Source organism: Paenibacillus polysaccharolyticus, from assembly GCF_900102085.1.
Taxonomy (GTDB): Bacteria; Bacillota; Bacilli; order Paenibacillales; family Paenibacillaceae; genus Paenibacillus; species Paenibacillus polysaccharolyticus.
The window spans coordinates 111,897-135,129 of the sequence record NZ_FMVM01000018.1; the positions used below are offsets into that span (position 1 = coordinate 111,897).

Here is a 23,233-nt window from a genome sequence, read left to right on the forward strand (position 1 = left end):
GGATTTTTCCCATTTTAAAAAGAATCAAAAAATCTGAGGATAACAGCGATTGGAAGGTTATTCTGTCATCGGAGTGACCGTGTAAAAGACTTTCAGTTCAATTTTATAGACACAACGTAGGAGGGCAAATTATGAGTCAAGAGAAATTGGCTAGAGAGATTATTGAACGGGTTGGCGGTGAGAAAAACGTACAATCACTGGTACACTGTGCAACTCGTTTGCGGTTTGTATTGAAGGATGATTCCAAGGCCGACAAAGCAGGTTTGGAGAGAACAGAAGGTGTCATTGCCGTTAAGGAGAACGGTGGACAATTCCAGGTTGTCGTGGGGAACAAGGTTCCTGAAGTCTACCAGGCGATTGGTCAGATCAGCAATATTCTGGACGATTCATCGAGTAAAGAAAAAAGTAGCAAAAAGGTTAAGGGGTTAGGCGGTATCATTGACGTCATCTCCAGCATCTTCGCACCGCTCCTTGGTGTAATGGCTGGAGCCGGTATTTTAAAAGGGCTGTTGCTGATTGCCAACAATGTCGGTTGGCTTGAAAAGACAGACACGACCTATATCATTCTGTATGCTGCAGCAGATAGTTTGTTCTACTTCTTGCCGTTGCTGTTAGCGGTTACAACAGCACGTAAGTTTCAAGGTAATGCATTTGTTGCATTGACCATAGCAGGTGCATTGATCTATCCAACGATTATTCAGTTGAAAACGGACGGAACGCCAACAGACTTTTTCGGTATTCCCGTAGTCCTGATGAGTTATGCTTCGACCGTCATTCCTATTATTCTAGCCGTTATTGTGATGAGCAAGCTGGAGAAATTCTTCAACAAGCTTCTTCATGAAAGTCTCAAAAACTTTATTACACCGCTATTTTTGCTTGTTATTATGGTGCCGCTCACACTGCTTGTCTTCGGACCATTCGGTGTATATGTCGGTAACGGCATTGCATCGGCGATGGTGGCTGCATTTGGATTCAGTCCGCTACTTGCCGGAGCTGTAATGGGTGCAAGCTGGCAGTTGCTCGTTATTTTCGGTGTACACTGGGGTCTCGTGCCTGTATTTATTAATAACATTGCCGTACACGGTCAGGACGGTGTGAAGCCAGCAGCGACAGCTTCTGTCTTTGCTCAAACGGGTGCAGCATTTGGTGTCATGCTCAAAACAAAAAATAAAAAATTGAAAACACTCGCTGGTTCTTCAACACTTACAGCTCTGTTCGGGATTACAGAACCGGCCATTTACGGTGTAACGTTGCCGCTAAAACGTCCGTTTATTGCAGGGGTTATCGGTGGTGCCGTTGGTGGTGCCATTATCGGTCAGGCAGGTACGCAAGCTTTTGCTTCCGGTGCGCCTGGATTGCTGACTTTGCCAATCTTCTACGGACCGGGTGGCCAAGGTTTTCCAGGCTTGATTATCGGTATCGTGGCATCGTTCATTGTTTCCGCGGTATTAACGTATATCATGGGCTTCAAAGACCCTGTCGATGATGAAGAAACAAAGGCGGAATCCGTACCGTCTGCTGGAGCAGCGGCTACACATAGTAAAGATACTTCTTCGAAGTCATCTGCTCAGGCTACCACTACTTCCGATCAAGCGGTATTAAGCCCGATTGAAGGTAAAATTGTTGATTTGGCCGAGGTTCCAGATCCGGCGTTTGCTTCAGGCGCAATGGGTAAAGGGATTGCAATCGAGCCGTCAACTGGACGGGTTGTTGCTCCTTTTGATGGGACGGTAACCGTTGCTTTTAAAAAGAAACATGCGCTTGCTGTGGTTTCGGATTCCGGTGCGGAGATTCTGGTACATGTGGGTGTGGACACAGTCAAACTTGATGGAGAACATTTTATCTCTTACATTGAGGAAGGCGATAGAGTAAAGGCAGGCGATCTGTTGCTGGAATTCGATATTGAACAAATTAAAGCGGCTGGTTATCATACCGTAACACCAATTATTGTAACGAATTCAGCAGATTACAATGATGTTATCCCGCAAGCTACTGGACAAGTAAGCAATAAGGATATGCTTTTGAAAATTGTCGGAACAGAAGCAAGTAAAGCCTAAGTCTAGCTTAACGATACACATTTCGATGATTCATTAATGGATGAATTACAATAAATGATCTTCATAATAAACAAACAACCGTCAACAAAATTGTGGCGGTTGTTTGTGATCTATTCATAATGAAATGAATGGCTGGTTATGGAAGGAAGATTGCTGTTAGCTTGCTTTTACTACATTAGAGTGCATGTGACCTGTCAGCCGCGAAGGTGGATATACGATGCGAACTGGAGCAATGATAATTGTGGCGAAGATGGCTTTGATCAGATCCCCGATAATATAAGGGTAGAAACCTTGAATCATGGCATCGGATAATGACATACTGAACCGGTAAGCGAGCCAAGGAACACCTGTAACATAGTTTAATAAGGATCCAAACAGCTCAATGATAATAAAAGCCATCAAAAATCCTTTAATTCCTCGAATTTCAACTTTAGAGAGCAATAAACCCATCAGCAATGCGGCAAACGGCCACATAATTACGTATCCTCCGGTTGGCCCCAGTAGCACACCAAGACCGCCTGTACCATGTAACAGAGGAAAACCAAGCCCCGTAAGCACAACGACAAGAGCTATACTGAGAAAGCCATAGAGTGGCCCAAGCAGTCCACCAGCCAACATTACTGCTAAAGTTTGTAACGTGATGGGTACAGGTGAAAAGCCAAGAGGAATGCTTATGTATCCGAAAATAACGAGGATAGCAGCCATAAGTGCACTAAATACAATGCCTCTCAAAGATAATTTCATGTTTGTACAATCCTTTCGATTTTGATAGAATTATTGTTAACCTGTTATTTATATTTGGTTGACGATTAGGATATTATCATATAATTTCAGAATGTGAAAGGACTAATTTCGAAATGCAAGACAAGTTACCTATCATTTCATTGCTAGATGTCCGTGTTCACTACGCTACTGAAGGCGGTGAAGTTAAAAAGGCACTGGACGGTGTCTCGCTTAATCTCAAAGCGGGAGAGTGGTTAAGTATCGTGGGCGCTAATGGCAGTGGGAAAAGCACGTTAGCCGGATTGCTGCTTGGTTTCATTCCCTTATCCGCCGGAGAGCGAAATATGCCTGCAAACCTGACCATTCGCGGTGTGTTACAGCAGCCCGATGCACAGGTGCTGGGAGATACGATTGAAGAAGAATTTCATTTTGCTTTATCGCATTTACATATATCGAGCGGGGAGAAAGCTAGACGTAGACAAGAAGCGCTACAGCTTGTGGGACTCCACTATCCGCTGGATATGGTGATTGCCCGTTTGTCCGGTGGACAGAAACAGTTACTTAACATTGCTACAGCCCTTGCGGCCAAGCCGGATGTACTGATTATGGATGAACCTGCAGCGATGCTTGATCCTGATGCGAGAGACCGCATAGAACGTATTGTACAGTCAGTCACCAGCAACGGTACGGCAGTAATCTGGATTACTCACCATCTGGAGGAAGCGACCTTATGTGATCGGATTATGGCTATGAGTAAGGGGAAATGTATCTATGACGGCATACCGGAATCTTTTTTCTATCCAGAGGTCACAGCTATGGAGACATCATCAGATACGAACCCGTATGAAAGGCTTCAATCTCCTTGTGAAGAGGTCGGGCTGGAACCGCCTTTCACAGTGAAGACATGCCTGATCTTGAAACAGCGGGGAAGACTGAAGGGTGTTAACCCCCTCCGGCCTGAGCAGCTTGCGAAGGAGGCTGCGCGTTGGTGATTGCACTTAATAATATATACGTGCGAGTTCATGATGACACGAAACGAACCTTACTTAATCATATTTCGGTAACAATGAACCGTGGTGAGATCACACTACTTCTGGGCTGCACTGGCTCTGGCAAGACAACGCTACTGCAGACGATAGCTGGTCTTAAGCAACCGGATTCCGGGGACATTACGCTTGCAGGAGAGCCGATGTGGCATGACGGCAAGGTACCAAAGTCCGTTTTGTTTCAGATGGGACTTGTGTTCCAGTTTCCAGAGCAACAATTGTTTGCCCGAAATATTAAGCGAGAGCTGTTATATTCCCTTCGCCCTTATCGTTTGAGTGAAGTTGAGCAAGAACAGCGGATCGAAGCAACCTTGGCACACTGGGACCCGCATAGAGGAGATGATACAGAGCGACGTTTTCACTTGGACAGGTCGCCCTTTGCACTTAGTGGTGGAGAAAAGCGCAGATTAGGACTTGCACTTGGTTATGTGACCCAGCCAGACTGGCTTTTGTTAGATGAACCTAGCGCAGGGCTTGAGGCACAGAGTATCAAGTTGCTGCTTGATTCATTGCATGAGCATCGTGTGGAAGGCGGAGGAGCAGTCATTGCGACGCATGACCTGGATACATTCCTGCCGCATGCAGATCGTGTACTTTTATTAAGGGAAGGGCGCTTGGAAGCAGACATGACGCCGCTGGAACTGTATCAGCATCCGGAGATATTAGTGCAAGCGGGAATCGGTCTGCCTCCATCCATGCGACTAGCGGCGCAGCTGAGGGAGGCAGGGATACCGATCAGTTCTCAAGCGATGACCCCGGAAGAGATGGCAGAATCCATTTTACGATCCGGGATGGAGTTGAAGATGAAGGATGCTTCTCTCAACGCGGAGAGTGGCCATGACACCGTTGCGATGACACAAGAGACATGTACAAGGACATCTGGAACGGTTAATTCCAAAGCAGATGGACGTGGATCCGCTGTTTCTGCCGTAACAGATTCATTGTTGAACGGTAACGAAAGAACGGTCCCTTCTTCGAGTTCATTCAGTTCTTCCAGCCGTCTGAAAAGCATAATGGACCCGCGTCTGAAATGGATATTGTATATGTTGCTTGTTACAGCGGCGATGCTTCAGCATCATTGGGGAGGACTAACGTTAACTCTGATTCCTGTGGCTGGTGCTTTGGCTATCTTGCCTCGACAAATGCTGATAGGATGTATCAAGTTGATGAAATCACTTGTGTTGTTTTTTGTTCTATCTACAGCATTATCGGGCAGTACCCTAACCACAGGAGAAAGTGGGATTCAACTGGGCTTTTCCTTGACTCAGGCCGAGGGAACATTACTTAATCTCTACCGCTTGTTTATCGTAACCCTTGCAAGTCTGTGGTTCTCACTTACGACGCCATATGGACGCATGGTTGAAGGACTGAACTGGGTGCTGGCTTACGGGAGAAAAATCAAGCTGCCTGTAGCTTCGTTTGCACTGGCTGTATCCTTGGTTTTTAGATTTATTCCAATGATTTGGAGTGAGTGGCAACGGTTCTCACTAATCGTAAGGGCACGCGGAAAAGCGGCTTTGAAGCCAAATACGGTTCGGGTACGACATTTAGGACCCATGGTTATTCCTCTGATCATGGCTTTGTTCCAGCGCGCTGAGGATATGACGATTGCGATGGAGATGCGCAAGGTGAGAGAAAACGGCGCGCTTGGCGCTCGTTCCTCACTTCTGTCCTGGAGCAGGCGGGATACCTGGATCAGTATCCTTGGACTGCTTGTGTTTGTTGTGCTGGTATCGTTGCGCCATTGGTAAGTGGCGTAGATGAAGGTGCTGATTTCGCTTGTCGTATCAGCACCAGAAACGCAGTGTTTTCCATTGAAAATGCATAAAAACTTCACGTTTCGCTCACCTTAAAGGTGCGTTGATCATCTCAAGACGATCAGGAGGGACGAGTGATGGAAGAGAAGTTTTTGCAGGAAGATAGACGAGAATACACAGACGTGTCCACTGTAGAGTCGCAGCGGAATGACATTACGCTTGAAGAATTTCCGGAGGGTCCTTACGGTTCAACCTTGCTGTCTGAGTCGCTTGGGAAGAGCTCTCCGTGGCGAGCAGATCAGAGAACCGCACACCGTTTTGACTATGAGAACCATGAGTTGCACGAGGGTGAAGTGCGGGATTATCCGGGTCAAGATGTCTTTGATGAAACGGTGCCAGATGATGTGCACGAACCTCAATACCAGGGTAAAATGTAATAACGTTTTTTGTCCAATTGAAATCCATATACGCAGCCTTCGGCGTGAACGGTTCGTGCGAGGGCTGTTTTTCATTCTGTCTTATTACATCCAATTCAAGCAAATTTAAAAAATGTGTTTACTTCCGTACTGGAATTTTGATATTATAATCGCAATATCAAATGCAACGACGAGACGAGTAGATAAAAATCATTCTTTCATCAGAGAGCTCCGGTAGCTGAAAAGGAGCAAAGAACCTTTTATCGAATAAAGACTCTGAGCAGCACATCGGAATCGGCTTACGCTGAAGGATGGTGTGACAGGCGCTCCTGTTATAGAGCTAGAGTATAAACGGATGAAGACAGCATCTAAATTAGTTGAACTTTTATTTTACACATAAACGGAGAGGGCAGAAAAAACCTGGAGAAGCGAAGCTAAAAGCTTTCTGTAAGAAAGCTACATCGTAAGCATAAGCTTCGCCTTTATCACCGGATTTTCCCTTAACTAAAAGGGAATCAAGAAATCTGGGGATAACAGCGATTGGAAGGTTATTCTGTCATCGGAGTGTTCGTGTAACGTGTAAATAATTACTTTAACTTATATAGGGGCGGGGTCATCCTTCACATACTTGAAGAGGCGAATATGGCGACATATTTGCGAATCTGGGTGGTACCACGAGTGTTCAATCTCGTCCCTGAGACTTTTGTCTTGGGGATGGGATTTTTTGGTTTTTTCGGAGCTGGCATTACACGCTTTGGATGGACCTGAATAGTGTGAATGATAGGGTAATCAAGTTTCGAATATCCCATGTACGATGACAGTAACAGATGTTCTAACTTAAATCGAAAGGAAATGATGATTCCATGTCAGCAAAATTAAAAGTCGGTATTGTCGGAGGAACAGGAATGGTAGGTCAACGTTTCGTAGACCTGCTGGATCAACATCCGTGGTTTGAAGTAACAGCGATTTCAGCAAGTGCCAACTCGGCAGGTAAAACGTATGAAGAGTCTGTAAAGGGAAGATGGAAACTAGCGGTTCCAATCCCTGAGCCTGTGAAAAACATTGTGGTGCAAGATGCATCTCAGGTTGAAGCTTTTGCAAGCCAGGTTGATTTTATTTTCTGTGCGGTGGATATGAAAAAGAATGAAATTCAGGCGCTGGAAGAGGCTTATGCCAAAACAGGTACACCTGTCGTGTCCAACAACTCCGCACACCGCTGGACAGCAGACGTGCCAATGGTCATTCCTGAGATTAACCCGGGCCACTTGGCAGTTATTGAAGCTCAGAAAAAACGTCTGGGTACAACGACAGGTTTTATCGCTGTAAAACCAAACTGTTCTATCCAAAGTTATGTGCCGGCTCTACATGCATTGCGTGAGTTTAACCCGACACAGGTTGTAGCTTCCACATATCAAGCGATTTCGGGAGCAGGCAAAAACTTTACGGACTGGCCTGAAATGCTAGATAACGTGATTCCTTACATTGGTGGCGAGGAAGAAAAAAGTGAGCAGGAGCCACTGCGTATCTGGGGAAGTGTAGAGAATAATCAGATCGTTAAAGCATCTGCACCATTGATTACAACACAATGTATTCGTGTGCCGGTAACAGACGGACACTTGGCAACGGTTTTTGTGAACTTCGAGAAAAAACCGAGCAAAGATGAAATTCTGGAGCGTTGGTCTCAGTTTAAAGGTCGTCCTCAAGAGCTGGCTCTGCCAAGCGCGCCGAAGCAGTTCATTACGTACTTTGAGGAAGAGAACAGACCGCAGACTCAGCTGGATCGTGATATCGAGCGTGGCATGGGCGTTTCTACAGGCCGTTTGCGTGAAGACTCACTCTATGACTATAAATTTGTTGGATTGTCCCACAACACACTGCGCGGAGCAGCTGGTGGAGCCGTACTGATTGCTGAACTGCTCAAAGCAGAAGGATATATTCAACCGAAATAAGCGATTTTTTTTATATAATGTGAAAAGGCTCTTGAATCTGTCATCTCCAAGTGACAGTTCAGGAGCCTTTTTTATTCCATTTTCTGCAAGTGAAATCGATATCAAGCTGCTGAGGTTTTATCCGAGTTGCGCAATAGCTGAGAACGTCTGCCGAGCAAGTACCCTGAAAGAGAAGCAAGCATTTGCTGAAATACCATCCCAAGTACGACAGGGACAGCAACGGGCGGCGGAAAATAAGTAACTGCAAGAACGGCACCAGCGCTAATGTTACGCATTCCTCCGTTAAAAACAAGAGCCACTTGATCCGCTTCATTCCAACCTAGCCATCTCGCAATGAAATAACTGAGTGCATAGCCGAAGGATGCCAGAAAAACGATAATTACCGCCAGCCCAGCCAAGCGCCAGTTGAAGTCAGCCAGATAGGGTGCGACAACCGAGCCATTAATGGCAACGACCGAAGCCATAAACAATTTGGATAAAGGATTAAGCCGAGGTCCCCATACAGGAACGATCCCACCTTTAGTCCATTCATTCAGGAGCATACCCAGCAGTGAAGGGAAAACAATCATCCAGAATAGGCTGCTCATCATCGCTGCCGTATCCAGTGTGACGCTTGTGCCAACAAGCAGGGATAACACGCCGGGCACAACAAACGGAGCCAACAAGGTATCAATCAGAATAATCGAAAGCGTAAGCGCAATATTTCCCCTGTAGATGCTTACCCATATAAAACTGCTAATACCCGTCGGAATGACCGCAGCGAGAACAAGTCCTGTGATGGTATAAGCATCGGTTGGAAACACGAGATGACCCATGCCCAGCGCAATAAGAGGCATTGCCAAATGCAAGATCAGAAGGCAAACAAACAGCGGAAAAGGCTTTTTTAAGACATTTACAAAGTCTCGTACGCTCAGACTAATACTGCCCGCGAACGTCATGAAGGCAAATAGCCAAGGCGACAAATACGTGTAAGAAGATAAAAAACTGCCGCATAAAACACCAATGATAATACTAGCGGGGGTAATCAGTGGCATGATGCGGTTCAAGCGTTGATTCAAGGCCTGAAGCATAATGTCGACATCCCTTTATTGTGTGATTCTCCTATTATACATCGGAATGTCCGGCTATGCAGGCTGATTTGCAATGTAGCTTTGTGAACAAGTATCATGAAGTAAGGTACCATCATTCTGAGATGAAGAAAGGAAGATAATCATGCGAAGGCGAAAAAGAAGACACAGGACGATGATCACAGCCATTGTGGCCTCCAGTATGTTGATGCTATCCGCTTGTTCGATTGTAGAGCAAGCCAATCAAAGTTTGAGTTATGTAAGCGGTGCTACGGATTATATTAATCAGGTATCGAGTGCTGGAACCGAGTTACAACAACTTGCAACGGATGCCATCAATAACCCGGATGTAACGGGTCAGATTCAAGAGAAGATTGATTTAATTCAAGCAGAAGCCGCAGAATTTTCGGAGATGAGTGCGCCTGCTATTGGAGAAAACATTCATGAGAATCTGGTTAGTTATAATAATCAGCTGACAGAGGTAATGAACCAATTCGAAACATCCATTGCGGAGCAAGGGATTACCGCAGAGAATTGGGAAAAAACAGGTATTCCGGAATTGATCAACAACATCAACAGCCTGAAGGAACCACTGAGCGGATTACAAACGGAATAATAAGTTTAATTTAAAAATAAGAATAATCTTTCCTTCTCCTTAAGGAGCATTTGAACAGGAAAGTTACAGAAGATGGGTGATCTGGAGGGGTTACTCGTCTTTTTTGCATATTTATTTTGAAGAAAGAAAAACTATATGGATTATGACTAGCAAAGGAGATCTATGTTATGTCCGAACATACGGGAAAAGTCATTGTTATCACAGGTGGAGCAAGCGGAATTGGAAAACAAACAGCACTGCAACTATCTGCACAGGGAGCAACAATCGTTGTCGCGGATTTTAACGAAGAAGGAGCCAAACAGGTTGCGACCGAGATTGAAGCAACCGGTGGCACAGCCGGAGCTTATAAAGTAGATGTATCCAAAGGTGATGAGATTAAAGCTTTGATTGACTGGACTGTCGAAAAGTATGGAACATTCAACGGAATTTTCAACAACGCTGGGATCGGTCTTGTAAAGCCGTTTCTGGAGATGGACCCGGAATCCTATCACAAAGTTATTGATGTAGACCAACACAGCGTCTACTACGGTATGTATTATGGTGCGAAGAAAATGGTTGAATTAAACGTGCAAGGCACGATTGTTAATACAGCTTCGATCTATGGAAGCGTGGCAGCAGTAGGCAGCTTCAACTACAATGCGGCGAAAGCAGCAGTAGTGATGATGTCCAAATCGGGTGCGCTTGAACTGGCCGAGCATGGAATTCGCGTGTTGGGTGTGGCACCTGGATTCATCGAAACTCCGATTCTGGGAAATGACCAAGCCATGAAGGATGCGTTGGCCACTCAACATATGCGCGGAGAGTTGATCCAGCCGGAAAAAGTAGCGAGTGTGGTGACCTTCCTGTTCAGTGATGCCGCGAGTGCAATGAACGGTACAACAGTGGCAGTTGATGATGGCTTCCTGAGTTTCAAAACGAAATAACGGGTTATCTAACTCTAAATCATATTGCATTTAAAATGAACCAAAGGCACAGGATGTAATCATCCTGTGCCTTTTCATGTTCACTCTTGTAATAAATTCATCATACAATAGTGTCGAATCATCACGAAATTTAGGAGTTCATGATACAATATAAGGGCTGCTCGTTTTATCCATTTGTGGTGTCGTACACAATACGGACTCCGAGTGAGCCATAACTTTCTTCTTTATAGTGACAATGAGTGCAGGTTTTGACTGAGCATAATTCATCATGATGTGTTTGTAATTTTTCGTTACAGCGAGGACATGTATTCACAAAAAGTGTCTTCAACACATTCAACATGCTTAATCACTCATTTCTGATTAAATTACTTGGTTTTAAAGTATTATACCCGAATCCAAGTGTCCTGTATATGTTTTTTGGAATGAAATTTTATCTTTTTTTGATTTCGTATCTTCGTATTATGTTCATGAAAGGAAGCGTATAACCGATGGATCTTTTGCTGTTCTTCATCATGTTTATACTGGGTCTAATCGGTTCATTTTTCTCCGGATTGCTTGGCATTGGTGGAGCGATCATTAATTTCCCTCTCCTGCTGTATGTGCCGGAAATGGCAGGGCTCGAACCGTTCACGGCTCATCAGGTGTCAGCCATCAGCATGTTTCAAGTGTTCTTTGCTTCGCTTGCGGGCGTAGTTGCATTTCGCAGAAAAGCAAAAGCAGGCAAAACTAGCGGCGCTGTGATTGATTCCAAACTGGTACTGTACATGGGAAGCAGTATTCTGGTGGGCAGTTTAATTGGTGGTTTTATCTCAGGCATGCTGGCTGAACGTATGATTCATCTCGTTTATGGCATACTGGCGATCATAGCGATCGTTTTAATGCTCATCCCGAGCAAGGGGCGGCTGGATCTGGACCAACCGTTAACGTTTAATAAAATGATTGCTTCAAGTACTTCGCTTGCTGTGGGGATCGTTTCAGGAATTGTCGGGGCTGGAGGTGCATTCGTACTCATCCCTGTTATGTTGACTGTTCTGAAGATTCCGGTTCGGACAACGATTGCCTCATCCCTTGCGGTTGTTTTCATCTCTGCAATAGGAGGGGTTATTGGGAAGTTATCTGCGGGAGACATTCCGGTGGAGCCGATTATTTACACGGTGCTGGGAAGTTTGATTGGTGCTTCGATTGGCTCGAGAGTAAGTTCAATGGTTAATGTGCGGCTACTTCGATATGCGTTGCTTCTTCTGATCGCGATTACTGCGGTTAAAGTATGGTCTTCGATATTCTAAATTAACGCTCTTATCTTTCAGACATTAGCGATTTCGTAACCAAACGGCCGAAGTGCCGTATATAGGATATGAACATGAGCGGACCATGTTTAACTTTAACTGAAGTTGAGGGATCGACCGATGAACAACGTACTTATGAATCAGACGAAAGCCGAGGCTAATGCGGATGAGGCTTATCGTCACGCAGAGCAGAAAGCATCTCAGTATTTTGTGACACTCTCTCAGCAACTGCTGAATAATACTCATATAGATACACTTACGAAAGATTTTAGAATTTGGCAAAAAAAACATATCCATCGTTGGGGCTGGTTATCCTGGTTCGCTGGCAAAAGAAAACCGGATGCCACTGATATTCAGAAATATATGCATTGGCTCAATGCGAAAGGCAAGATCGATGATTATCTGGATCGCAGCATCTCATACATCTACATGCGCGATCTGGGGCAGGCGCTGGATAACCCGAAAACAAAAGACAAGATTCAGCGTATCGCTAAGGATACCCAAGCATATTTTATGCGTGTCGCAAGTGAACAACAACGTCAGGCTGACTACATAAGCCCGGCAGCATTATATCGATGGGGACAGCGAGAACAAATTGAAGAGGCAGTCATCTGGGTGATGGACAAATTAAAACATGTTGCAGCAAACATCCCACCAGAACTCGATGCGGCACAGGCTCAACGTAAACTGATCAAGATTATTCTGGGTGTCGTGCTTCACGTCGATGATGAGCTTACAGAGGACACGCCGCGGGAGGAACGGATCGCAAAGCTTGATGCAGCCATCAGGCTGGGTTATTCCTACGGTTTAACATACCCTTTTGTGGATGATCTTCTCGATTCTCAGGCGCTGACTACACAGGAAAAGGAACAGTATTCGGCGATGATACAACAAGCACTGCTTACCGGCATTGTGCCTGATCTTGGAGAATGGAAGGGACCTCAGCTTGAAGTGATTCGGTATGTACACTCCGAGCTTCGAGAGGCCTTTGAATATATTCGGAACTATCAGCATGAGGAGATGCGGCACACTTTTTTTGAACAGTCTTATGTGTTCTTTCAATCTCAGGAGATCGATCGTGGCAAGAAATTATCCAATGCGCATTATACGAATGAAGAGCTGTACATTCCGATCATTATCAAGTCGGCGTCGTCCAGGTTGATTGTTCGTTCTGTTCTGAGCGCACCGGAAGATGAAGGGTTTGATCTGCGCACCTTCCATTACGGGATTTATAATCAGCTTGCGGATGATTTTGCGGATATGTTCGATGATATGCAGGACGAGGCCGTGACACCTTACACGTATTATTTGAAATATCGTGACCTGCGTCCGGATTTGATTAACCCGTATGAGCTGTACTGGGCAGTCATCTCGTTTCTAATCCATGATGTCTACCATTCCAATGCCAAGGCGAGGGAGGTTATCCTGGATCGTGCGATTAACGGGCTGAAGCGTTGCAGAGAGCGGCTCGGTCAGGCGAAGTATGACGAGGTCATGACGATCTTTGCTTCAGGCCAACCTGAACTTAATCACGCGGTGCAACAAATGGTGCGAAAAGCAGATGACGTGGACTTTCTGGATAAATTGTTACGGGATCAGGTTGTTTCGCAGCTCAGTAATGATAAACAAGAGAAAGAGTCGTTCCAGCAGACGATCCGAACGGTACGTGAGCAGATCAATGTAGAACTTCAGATCAACAAAGCCGCTGAGGAGCTCGAAATGAAGGGGAAGCTGATGGACGCGGCTAACTACAGTCTGCAAGGGGATGGCAAACGTCTGCGTCCGATCCTGACTTGGGTCATGGGTGTTCAGGAGTACGGGCTTAGCGAGTCGGCAATCACGCCGTTGTTACGCTCCATGGAATATATGCATACCGCTTCACTCATCTTTGATGATCTGCCCACACAGGATAATGCCGAGATAAGACGTGGACGTTCTACGCTTCATCAGTTGCATAATAGCGCGACGGCAGAACTCACAGGACTATTCCTGATTCAGCGAGCGATTCGTGAGCAGTCTTCATTGAACCGATTTGATGCGCAAACGGTGTTGAAGCTGATTCAATATTCGGCTATAAAAGCAGAAGATATGTGTATGGGTCAGGCGATGGATCTTGATTCGAAAGGGAAGCTGCTCTCGCTGGAGGAGCTAAACACGATTTGTTTTTACAAAACAGGCATTGCCTTTGAGGCGGCACTGGTTATGCCAGCGATTTTGGCAGAAGTAAAAGATGAGGAGATTGACGCGCTAAAAGCGTTTGCGTATCATGCAGGCATTGCTTTTCAGATCAGGGACGACTTGCTGGACTATGGAGGAGATCAACAAACCCTTGGCAAACCTGCTGGTCAGGATGAGCGAAATAACAATTCAACCTTTGTATCCATTCTGGGAGAGACAGGTGCTCAAAAAGCGCTGTGGGAGCATTACTGTCTTGCTACGGATGCATTACGTCAAATGCCTAAACCGATTCCATTTTTAAAACATCTGCTGGATTATCTCGTCGGCCGTGAACGGTAAGGCTAACATTGAGGCTTTAACGGATTTACCGAACTTATAACTGTTATTCGATGTATACTCAATAAAACCCTCACCCGTATTTTAACGGGGCTGAGGGTTATTTTATTACGCATTTTTGATCCATAGCTTCGAGATATCCAGGAATCCAAACTCTGAAGTTTGCATGCCGTAGAAACTCTGGTGCAATTCCGCTTTTTTGTTCATATGACATCCGTACAACATCCAGCTATTTTCCCGCAGCAATTCTTCAGCCTGCTCCAGAAGCTCGCTACGCTCGTTGTGAGGAAGCTGTGGAAAGGCGTCCAGCAGGGAATCCAATATGGATTGAAGCTCGGGAGTCATGTACTCATGGAGCGTATTGCTTTGGTTTTTGAAAAAGTGAATCATGCCATACTGCCAGTCGTCCTCCAGTATTTCTTCTCTGAGAATCAAAGGTGCATCTGAGGTCTTAACGACATCCAGATAATCGTCAAAAGGTTCAAGGTCAATTCTTAACCCAATTTGAAGTGCGCGTTGTTGTATCCACTCCGCCACATCGGAATCTTTGTTTTTCTTATAAGATAACAAGAAGGATTCTCCTTGATAACCCGATTGTTCAAGCAATGCTTGAGCATCGGCGAGTGATGTGGCTTCCCAGCTCTGTGCAGCGCTTTTCCAAGGGAGAAAACTGCTGGCGGGTGTAATTCGATTTTCACCCAAATCGTTCACCAGGTTGACCGGATCATAGACGATGCGCATGGCCTGACGGAAAGGCAGTGTATGATGGCAACCCTGGACATTGAAGTTGAAAAGCATATACTGACATCCCAGTGCAGGATAGTCGATATAGTGAGGTCGCTCATGACTGCTTCCATTCAGACTAAGCCGGTCAGTACCAGACATATCATAATAACCGTCGCTTGAAGCCGGCTCAGGGAGAAACCAGATGTGGATCTGATCGAGATGAGGACGGAAACCAAAATAAGCATCAAATGCCTTCAATTTAATCACATCTTCATTCATCTCGGTGATCTGAAACGGGCCTGTGCCGACCAAATTCTGGTTCGAGTCATAATCCGCGGGCAGTACCGTCATGCGAATACAACTGAACAGATGCAGAAAAAAACGGTTCGCCCGATGCAATATAAACCTGATGCAATAATCACCGTTCACTTCTGTTCGCTTAATATCACGGTACAGCCACAAAGACGAACAATTTGTATCAAACAAACGCATCAATGAAGCCTGAACATCATGAGATGTCATCACACGTCCGTCATGGAAACGAACCCCTTTTCGCAAATAGAATACCCATTCTTTATGGTCTTTGTTAGATTCCCATGTATGTGCAAGTGCGGGTAAGAAGGTATCGGTGTGGGCGTTATAAGTAATCAGTGTGTTGCATATTTGGCCAAGAAGATAGGTTTCAAAAGCCGTATAAACCGAAGCCGGGTCCAGATCACCCAGTTGACGTGATCTCAACATGCGAAGTGTATCCTGGCCAGAGGCGGTTTCGGTGTAACTGCGAAATCCCATCTGGTCATGAAGAGTAAGCATCAGTTTTTCCCGCATCAAGTCATCGATTTGCACACTTCCAATCAACTCGATGGCTTCTTTCAGTTTGCCTTTGAATAACAGTTCAGTAAAGTTGGATTCTAAAGCATCATTCAGACTTCGCAGTAGTGTAAGCTCGGAATGATGGCCTCGTCCACGTCCAGGTTTCCAATGGATAAAATTCTGATCTTCCAGCTTTCGTAGAATGAATTTAACATTGCGTGGAGTGCAACAGAGGATGGAGGACAGATTCTCAATCGTTACGGGTACAGGTTCATTGATCTTAATCGAGAGCATATCAGAGCCAGCAAGTCTTAAAAAGTGAGTGTATATCGTATCCATGTGTATAGATCCTCCATAAAGGTGAAAAGTGAGAATGAAACATTACACTTTTACTTCCCCCTTTTATCTTTACAATTATACCTATGAGGATGAGAGAATTCATCCATTTTCGTAGCAACAGGATAGATAGAGAACGCAGCAAGATAGGAGAATGAAAGATGAAGCATATTTTGAAGCAAATTCACCCGCTGGCCTGGACCATTATTATTGGGACGATGTTCGGGCGCCTCGTAACGTCGATGAGTATTCCGTTTCTGTCCATCTATCTGACACGTGTGCTTGAAGCCACGCCGACCCAGACGGGAATCACGGTTGCGGTAAGTTCACTGGCGGGAGTGCTCGTCAGCTTTTACGGGGGATATATCTCTGATCGAATCGGTCGCAAAATCGTTATGCTCGTCTCGGTATTTAGTTGGGCCGCTGTATTTTTCATTTTTGCGGCAGCTGAACATCTATGGGTGTTCTTTGTTGCAAACACGTTAAACGGTTTGTGCCGGGCTGTGTTTGAGCCAACCTCAAGAGCGTTGTTATCTGACATAACTTCACCGCAGAACAAACTGCTAGTGTTTAATCTGAGATATGCAGCGATTAACTTGGGGGTTGTGTTCGGGCCAATTATCGGATTTCAGCTGGGATCATCGGAATCGACGTTTCCTTTTGTGATCTCGGGGCTCGTTTATATTGCGTATGGTCTGATTCTGGGCCTTCAATTTAAACTGCATCACGCCAATTTGCCCGGACGTCTAGAGGTTATTGCACCTCGTCTGCGCGAAGCCCTCATGACCACCGGACGGGATCGGGTATTCTTGCCTGTGCTAATTGGGACGACGTTTTGTGTGTTAGGTTATGGCCACTTCAGCTCTACGTTAGCTCAGTATCTGGCGAGAAGTCCAATCTTTGAAAATGGAAGTCAGATGTTCTCGTATATGCTCTCACTCAACGCGATCACCGTGCTCATCATCCAGTATCCACTCGTTCGTACTTTCCGGAATGCACCGCCGCTTGTACCGCTTATTTTGGGGAATCTGCTCGTTGCCGCAAGTCTGTTGTTATTTGGTCTAGCCGAAGGGATTGTACTGATGATGATAAGTGTCATCTTGTTTACAGTAGGGGAAGTACTACTCTTTACCATGATGGATATGCTTATCGACCGAATTGCAAAGCCTGAATGGAAAGGAACGTATTTTGGTACAATCGGTTTCAACAATATTGGAAATGTTGCGGCTCCGGTCATTGGTGGGTTGCTGTTAAGCCAGTTTGGTGCGGGAAATGGACTTGCCGTCTTTATTCCCATTGCTATAACGACTGCACTCGGGGTTCCTTTTCTACTGATAGCACATAAGCGACTTGTCAGCAGAGAAAAGCAAACACCTGAATCTGTACAAATTGGACTCTAACAGATGAAGTAAATAACAATTAAGTTAATAATTATGTTGACGTATAAAGAATGAGCGAATACAATAAACAACAAATATGTGGAACGGGTGGGATAAACAATGATGGATCAGCCAGCGCAGGTGCTTCAACCAATAATTGAATATGCATGAGCATAGTGACATTATCCAGGTAGAGTATTGACCATGTTTGGACAGTCCAGCTTACTGCAATCCTGTCTGGACGCTCATTCATACTGCGATGTTAGAGAAGAAGCTGAAATGTCACATTTTCTGGCTGGCTTTTCGATCCAATCAAGCTGTAGATGAACTTCGTTCATCTATGGCTTTTTTTTCATTCCACCAGACGGTTCACATGGAAAGGAGCATGAGTAAGAGTAAAAGTGAAAGGAAAAAAGCAAGAACTGAAATCGATTCCAAGTTGTTACTTAAGTTCGATCTATATCCATAAGAAAGGAAGAATAAACTATGGTTAATGCATGCAAACAATGTGTTTCTTCGGGAGGCCTTGCTGATTACAATACGCTCATACATGATTCGTCATAGCGAAGGTAATCAAAAGTGTAGTTGGAAGATTCAACATTCAAATGATAATTATGCGCGAGTCAAAGTATAAATCCGAGTGAAATTTTTAATTAAAGGGGTGGGGCTGGTGCCCAAAACAGAAAAACGCTCCATGTCATGGCTGCTACGATATTTAAAGCCGGTGAAAGGCAAGCTGGCCGTGTTGCTGATCATGTTGTTAACATCAACAGGGCTGCAGCTTCTCAATCCACAGATTATTCAACGTTTCATTGATACGGCTGCAAGCGGCGGGATTCTGGGTGATCTGGTACAACTTGCCGGGCTTTTCCTGCTCATTGCTGTGAGCAATCAATTGATCACGATCGCGGTCAGTTATTTAGGAAACGATGTAGCCTGGCGAGCAACCAACCGGATGCGTGGAGATTTACTGAAACATTGCCTGAGGCTGGATATGCGTTTTCATAACGTCAAAACACCTGGAGAGATGATTGAACGCGTGGATGGCGATGTAACGAGCATTTCGAACTTCTTCGCCATGTTTATCGTACAGGTCATCGGCAGTTTTGTTCTGCTCGCAGGTATTCTGGGATTCATGTTTACGATTAATGTGCCAATCGCACTGGTTATGACCGTATTTACGTTATTATCTATTCTGTTCATGGTCATTATTCGCAATCTTGGAGTGGAGTCTTCCAAAAATGAGCGCGCCGCCAGTGCTTCCTTATTCAGCTTGATTGAGGAACGAATTGCCGGTATTGAGGACGTGCAGGCGAATGGACATGTACCATATGTGATGAACCGATTCTTTCGTACGATGCGCACCGTTTTCCTCAAAGGCCGGAAGGCATGGATGCTCAGGGTTATCCCTTGGAACACCACGGTGGTCATGTTTATTGTATCCGTTACGGTCGTTTTGCTTCTGGGTGTGCACTACTATATCGACGGTGCAATCAGCATTGGAACCTTGTTTTTGATCTATCAATACAGCCAGATGTTGAATGAACCTATCGAGTTGCTTGGCGATCAGGTACAGGAGTTTCAAAAGGCAAAATCAGGTATGCTTCGTTCAAGCGAATTATTGTCTTTACGAAGCGAGATTGAGGACGGAAGCGAAGAGAGGTTACCTGATGGCCCGCTTGGACTGGAGTTTAATCAGGTGTATTTCAGTTACAATGAGGATAAACCTGTGCTTCAGGATATCACCTTTGCGGTGAAACCGGGAGAACGGCTAGGCATCATCGGTCGAACGGGAAGTGGAAAATCAAGTCTGAGCCGTGTTCTTCTACGTCTGTACAATCTGGATCAGGGCACGATTCGTATCGGTGGAACTGATATTACGAAGTTATCCATGCAGGCTCTGTATCGCAGAGTGGGGATGGTGACACAGGATGTGCAGTTGTTTGATGGTACGCTACGTGACAATCTGACTTTGTTTAATTCAGAAGTATCGGATGCCATGATTAAGCAAACAACAGAGCGACTGGGGTTACATCACTGGATTGATACACAGCCGGAAGGCTTGGATACACATCTAACTGCAGGAGGTGCTTCATTATCCGCAGGGGAAGCGCAGCTCTTCGCTTTGACCCGTGTATTTCTAACGGAGCCGAGTCTGGTCATACTGGATGAGCCTTCTTCACGGCTTGATGCAGCGACCGAGAATTTACTTCAATCTGCTATTGATGAATTAATGAAACGATCAACAGGTATCATTATTGCGCATAGATTAGCCACGCTGGAGAAGGTGGATAAGATTATGGTTCTTGGTGGAGGCAAGCTGCTGGAATTCGGATCAAGAGTGGAGCTTGCGAATAATCCGTCCTCCCATTATGCACGACTTCTGGTCACGGGCCAAGAGGAGGAACTGGCATGAATGTAACAGGATTTATAGGGCGCTTGTTTCGCTTTAAGCCTTATTTGTTTCTTATTAACGGTTTGTTATGGTGTATCTTTCATTCGCTTCCCCTAGCAATGGGGCTTGGGATGCAGTGGTTCTTTGACCGGACATCAACAGGAAGGGCTGACTATATGTGGCTTGCTGTACCGCTCATTGTTATCGCGTTGTTCCGCTTGACCCGTGTAGGCACGTTCTTTGTCGCATTCCATGCTTGGGTGACCTATATGTATCATATTCAGGCCATTTTGCGGACGAATATGCTGGCTGGCATTATGCGCTGGCCGGGACGGAATCTTCCTGCATCTCCAGGTGAAGCGATGAGTCGTTTCCGGGATGACGTCGATGAAGTGGTTGAATATATCGAATCCTGGGTGGATTTTTGGGGTCGATTGGTTTTTGCAGTGGTATCCATTGCGATCATGGCCAACATTAACTGGAAGATTACACTTGTTGCTGTTTTACCGCTTTTGGTGGTGACGCTTCTGAATAATCTCTCAGGTAATCGTGCAAGAAAGTATGCACAGGTTAATCGTGAAGCGACAGGTCGTATTACCAGTTTTATTGCCGAGACGTTTGGGGCTGTGCAGGCACTGAAGCTGGGTCAGGCAGAAGAGCATGTCTCCACACGGTTCAATCGGCTGAATGAAGAACGACGTCAGGCTGCCTTAAGAGACAATCTGTTCAAGCAATGGATGAAGTCACTTAATCAGCATGTACTAAGTATATGTACCGGGCTTATTTTGTTAATGTGTGCTGCCGAAATGAAGGCGGGTCACTTTACGGTGGGTGATTTTGCTTTATTTACGAGTTATCTCGTTAATATCGGGTTCAGCATTTCACTTTTCGGATACATGGTATTCCAGCATAAAAGACTCAAAGTGTCTTATGATCGGATGCGAACACTTTTTCGTCCAGGTGAAGAGGATCGGATTATGGAGAAACGGGAAATCTATCTTAATGAAGAGCCGCCAGAGCAAGTAAACGAAGCAAGAAATCCGAAGGAGAAATTGCGTGAACTTGAAGTGAATGGTCTTAGCTATCGCTATGAGCAATCTTCAAACGGTATACAAGACATCAACTTCAAGCTGAAACAGGGACAATTTCTTGTCATTACTGGACGCATCGGTTCTGGTAAATCCACACTGGTTCGTACACTGCTTGGACTTCTGCCCAAGCAACAGGGTGAAATTCTCTGGAATGGAGAGCACGTAGATCCGGCAACATTTCTTATGCCACCTAGAGCTGCATATACGCCTCAAGTTCCAAGGCTGTTCAGTGACACGCTCAGAGAAAATATCGTTCAAGGTAAACAGGGAAATGTAGATCAAGCGCTGGAAAAAGCCATTCGACTGGCTGTTTTGGATAAAGATATCAAACAGTTGGTTGAAGGATTGGAAACACCTGTAGGACCAAGAGGTGTCATGTTATCCGGAGGTCAGATTCAGCGATCAGCAACAGCGCGAATGCTGATGACCGAGGCAGATCTGTTTATCTTTGATGATCTGTCCAGTGCGCTTGATGTGGAAACAGAGCAGCTGGTCTGGGACGGACTCTTCAAAGAGAGAGAGGTCACATGTATTGCCGTATCTCACCGCAAGGCCGCTCTTACCAAGGCAGATCACATTATCGTTATGAAAGATGGTCGTATTGAAGCTGAAGGAAACCTGGCCGATTTACTTGAAAGCAATGAAGAGATGCAGTTGCTATGGCAGGGAGAGCAGGTGCCAGTGAAGGCAGGGTAGTATAGGTTTTAACGAAACGGATAGAGCAGCAATGTGATAATTCAGATGTTATATAAAATGACAAAAAACCGTACAGATCATGCCTGAATGCAGGCGTAGGATCTGTACGGTTTCTTCACTTTTAATAAAGCCTGGTAGAAATATCTATTGTCTTATTTTCTTTAAGCAATCAAGGAATACGCAATGATAACTAAGAAAATGATAGTGATATGGTTAATGGAAAAAATAAACATACGCTGTGACCATTTTTTGGTTTCTTTCTTGTCAAACGTAGCCACACTAAGAATAAGCCAAGCCAGACTTACCAGAAAAGCCACGATGGCAACAAACGGGCTCATTGGCCAGAACAGGAAGCTGGAAAGCAACAGCAATACCAGATAAACATTTGTTTGTACATAAGTACGTCCAATCCCTTTTACAACAGGTAACATCGGAACGCCTGCCGCCTTGTATTCATCGAAGCGACGAATAGCGATACCGTAGAAATGGGGCATTTGCCATAGTAACATCGTTACGACCAGTGCCCAGATTTCAAAGTGTCCAAGTTCCGGAGAGATGGCTGCCCATCCAATCAGCGGAGGAACAGCACCTGACAGACTACCTACCTCAGTGTTGTAAATCGTTGTACGTTTGGTCCACATCGTATATGGAATGACGTAAAGGAACAAACCAAGAAGGCCAAAAAAAGCGGCCGATGGAGATGCGATGTACAGCATAATCGCACCAATCAACGTAATCGAAAACCCTAGAATCAGACCAGACTTGGTATCGACCCGCCCTGTAACGGTAGGACGTTTCTTCGTACGCTCCATAATCGCATCAATGTCCCGGTCATACAGATTGTTGAACACTCCAGCTGCTCCGATGATTAATGAAGAACCGAGAAATGATAGTAAAATCGGAACAATATTAGCAACGATAGATGCATCAAATACATATAAAGCTAAACTTAAACCTGCAAACATGGCGATCAAGTTGGACTTGATGATTCCAATTTTGATCGTATCTAAAAATACTTTTGGAATCGAGCTGTACTCCAGGCTGATATTGGCTTGTGATTCATTATTTAATGTTTTCAAATACTCACTTCCTATTGTTTGTACTTAATATAATATGTGTCCATTATATCATTCAATTCGCGTTGTGATTTAAATTACATTCTAGTATTTATAATAATGTCATTTGATTGTGAACAATTTAAAAACAAGAACTTTTTTAATTGTTAAAACAACCGTTCTGTGCTACGCGCGTATTTTCGAAAGATTGTCATCGTTTAATTGTAGAAATGAAACAAAGATATTGCAAATACGAAATAATAACTGTATTGTAGATATAAGATATCTCTAATGGTCTTGTTCGAGAGACATAAAGTCTGGATTCCACTATCTGTTAGAAGGGACGCTATTATATATCTCACATGTCTTTGCTTCTTAAGTACCAAGT

Annotated in this window: 16 protein-coding genes; 12 read left to right on the top strand and 4 right to left on the bottom strand. The window is 44.9% G+C overall.

Annotated elements, in window-relative coordinates; all coding sequences use genetic code 11:
* Positions 1-131: 131 nt before the first annotated feature.
* A complete protein-coding gene (locus tag BLQ13_RS23050) occupies positions 132-2,057 on the top strand; it encodes a beta-glucoside-specific PTS transporter subunit IIABC (RefSeq protein WP_090924028.1) in 1,926 nt (641 codons plus the stop codon).
* 156 nt (positions 2,058-2,213) lie between these two features.
* Here the strand turns inward: BLQ13_RS23050 and BLQ13_RS23055 are convergent, their stop codons facing one another.
* On the bottom strand, positions 2,214-2,801 hold the full coding sequence (locus BLQ13_RS23055) for a biotin transporter BioY (protein WP_090924029.1): 588 nt from the start codon (positions 2,799-2,801) through the stop codon (positions 2,214-2,216).
* A 113-nt stretch (positions 2,802-2,914) separates the two neighbouring features.
* Here BLQ13_RS23055 and BLQ13_RS23060 point away from each other — a divergent pair, with 113 nt between their 5' ends.
* The 4 genes from BLQ13_RS23060 to asd all read left to right on the top strand — a co-directional run bounded on the left by BLQ13_RS23060 (position 2,915) and on the right by asd (position 7,948).
* A complete protein-coding gene (locus BLQ13_RS23060; protein WP_090924030.1) occupies positions 2,915-3,772 on the top strand; it encodes an energy-coupling factor ABC transporter ATP-binding protein in 858 nt (285 codons plus the stop codon).
* Complete coding sequence (locus BLQ13_RS23065; protein WP_139168941.1) at positions 3,769-5,577, top strand: ATP-binding cassette domain-containing protein; 1,809 nt, start codon at positions 3,769-3,771, stop codon at positions 5,575-5,577. Before BLQ13_RS23060 ends, BLQ13_RS23065 begins: the two co-directional genes overlap by 4 nt.
* A gap of 143 nt (positions 5,578-5,720) precedes the next feature.
* Complete coding sequence (locus tag BLQ13_RS23070) at positions 5,721-6,020, top strand: hypothetical protein (protein WP_090924032.1); 300 nt, start codon at positions 5,721-5,723, stop codon at positions 6,018-6,020.
* Positions 6,021-6,862: 842 nt separating this feature from the next.
* On the top strand, positions 6,863-7,948 hold the full coding sequence (gene asd / locus BLQ13_RS23075) for an aspartate-semialdehyde dehydrogenase (RefSeq protein WP_090924033.1): 1,086 nt from the start codon (positions 6,863-6,865) through the stop codon (positions 7,946-7,948).
* A gap of 101 nt (positions 7,949-8,049) precedes the next feature.
* On the opposite strand, the gene BLQ13_RS23080 is transcribed toward asd, so the two are convergent.
* Entirely contained in the window at positions 8,050-9,018 is a 969-nt protein-coding gene (locus BLQ13_RS23080) for a bile acid:sodium symporter family protein (protein ID WP_090924034.1), read from the bottom strand.
* 142 nt (positions 9,019-9,160) lie between these two features.
* Between BLQ13_RS23080 and BLQ13_RS23085 the strand changes: the two genes are divergently transcribed.
* The 4 genes from BLQ13_RS23085 to BLQ13_RS23100 all read left to right on the top strand — a co-directional run bounded on the left by BLQ13_RS23085 (position 9,161) and on the right by BLQ13_RS23100 (position 14,357).
* Positions 9,161-9,631 carry a DUF6376 family protein gene (locus BLQ13_RS23085; RefSeq protein WP_208606820.1) on the top strand — a complete coding sequence of 157 codons (471 nt, stop codon included), beginning with the start codon at positions 9,161-9,163 and terminating at the stop codon, positions 9,629-9,631.
* A gap of 167 nt (positions 9,632-9,798) precedes the next feature.
* Entirely contained in the window at positions 9,799-10,554 is a 756-nt protein-coding gene (locus tag BLQ13_RS23090; protein ID WP_090924036.1) for an SDR family NAD(P)-dependent oxidoreductase, read from the top strand.
* Positions 10,555-11,042: 488 nt separating this feature from the next.
* Positions 11,043-11,840: a sulfite exporter TauE/SafE family protein gene (locus BLQ13_RS23095; protein WP_090924037.1), complete on the top strand. Its 798-nt coding sequence runs from the start codon at positions 11,043-11,045 to the stop codon at positions 11,838-11,840.
* A gap of 135 nt (positions 11,841-11,975) precedes the next feature.
* A complete protein-coding gene (locus tag BLQ13_RS23100) occupies positions 11,976-14,357 on the top strand; it encodes a polyprenyl synthetase family protein (RefSeq protein WP_090924077.1) in 2,382 nt (793 codons plus the stop codon).
* Between the two features lie 105 nt (positions 14,358-14,462).
* Here the strand turns inward: BLQ13_RS23100 and BLQ13_RS23105 are convergent, their stop codons facing one another.
* Positions 14,463-16,232: an ABC transporter substrate-binding protein gene (locus BLQ13_RS23105; protein WP_090924038.1), complete on the bottom strand. Its 1,770-nt coding sequence runs from the start codon at positions 16,230-16,232 to the stop codon at positions 14,463-14,465.
* A gap of 158 nt (positions 16,233-16,390) precedes the next feature.
* Here BLQ13_RS23105 and BLQ13_RS23110 point away from each other — a divergent pair, with 158 nt between their 5' ends.
* The 3 genes from BLQ13_RS23110 (at position 16,391) to BLQ13_RS23120 (ending at position 21,790) form a co-directional block, all read left to right on the top strand.
* Entirely contained in the window at positions 16,391-17,629 is a 1,239-nt protein-coding gene (locus BLQ13_RS23110) for an MDR family MFS transporter (RefSeq protein ID WP_090924039.1), read from the top strand.
* 649 nt (positions 17,630-18,278) lie between these two features.
* The gene (locus BLQ13_RS23115) at positions 18,279-20,024 is read left to right on the top strand and encodes an ABC transporter ATP-binding protein (RefSeq protein WP_090924040.1); all 1,746 of its coding nucleotides are present in this window, start codon (positions 18,279-18,281) and stop codon (positions 20,022-20,024) included.
* Positions 20,021-21,790 (top strand): ABC transporter ATP-binding protein, encoded by a 1,770-nt coding sequence (locus BLQ13_RS23120; RefSeq protein WP_090924041.1) that lies wholly within the window; start codon positions 20,021-20,023, stop codon positions 21,788-21,790. Before BLQ13_RS23115 ends, BLQ13_RS23120 begins: the two co-directional genes overlap by 4 nt.
* Before the next feature lie 161 nt (positions 21,791-21,951).
* Here BLQ13_RS23120 and cyoE read toward each other — a convergent pair whose 3' ends face one another.
* Positions 21,952-22,869 carry a heme o synthase gene (cyoE, locus tag BLQ13_RS23125; RefSeq protein WP_244159429.1) on the bottom strand — a complete coding sequence of 306 codons (918 nt, stop codon included), beginning with the start codon at positions 22,867-22,869 and terminating at the stop codon, positions 21,952-21,954.
* Positions 22,870-23,233 lie beyond the last annotated feature (364 nt).

Coding starts and splice junctions, on each gene's coding strand:
- BLQ13_RS23050 (WP_090924028.1), top strand. CDS start 132: ATGAGTCAAGAGAAATTGGCTAGAGAGATTATTGAACGGGTTGGCGGT.
- BLQ13_RS23060 (WP_090924030.1), top strand. CDS start 2,915: ATGCAAGACAAGTTACCTATCATTTCATTGCTAGATGTCCGTGTTCAC.
- BLQ13_RS23055 (WP_090924029.1), bottom strand. CDS start 2,801: ATGAAATTATCTTTGAGAGGCATTGTATTTAGTGCACTTATGGCTGCT.
- asd (WP_090924033.1), top strand. CDS start 6,863: ATGTCAGCAAAATTAAAAGTCGGTATTGTCGGAGGAACAGGAATGGTA.
- BLQ13_RS23095 (WP_090924037.1), top strand. CDS start 11,043: ATGGATCTTTTGCTGTTCTTCATCATGTTTATACTGGGTCTAATCGGT.
- BLQ13_RS23080 (WP_090924034.1), bottom strand. CDS start 9,018: ATGCTTCAGGCCTTGAATCAACGCTTGAACCGCATCATGCCACTGATT.
- BLQ13_RS23105 (WP_090924038.1), bottom strand. CDS start 16,232: ATGGATACGATATACACTCACTTTTTAAGACTTGCTGGCTCTGATATG.
- BLQ13_RS23090 (WP_090924036.1), top strand. CDS start 9,799: ATGTCCGAACATACGGGAAAAGTCATTGTTATCACAGGTGGAGCAAGC.
- BLQ13_RS23070 (WP_090924032.1), top strand. CDS start 5,721: ATGGAAGAGAAGTTTTTGCAGGAAGATAGACGAGAATACACAGACGTG.
- BLQ13_RS23120 (WP_090924041.1), top strand. CDS start 20,021: ATGAATGTAACAGGATTTATAGGGCGCTTGTTTCGCTTTAAGCCTTAT.
- BLQ13_RS23110 (WP_090924039.1), top strand. CDS start 16,391: ATGAAGCATATTTTGAAGCAAATTCACCCGCTGGCCTGGACCATTATT.
- BLQ13_RS23085 (WP_208606820.1), top strand. CDS start 9,161: ATGCGAAGGCGAAAAAGAAGACACAGGACGATGATCACAGCCATTGTG.
- BLQ13_RS23100 (WP_090924077.1), top strand. CDS start 11,976: ATGAATCAGACGAAAGCCGAGGCTAATGCGGATGAGGCTTATCGTCAC.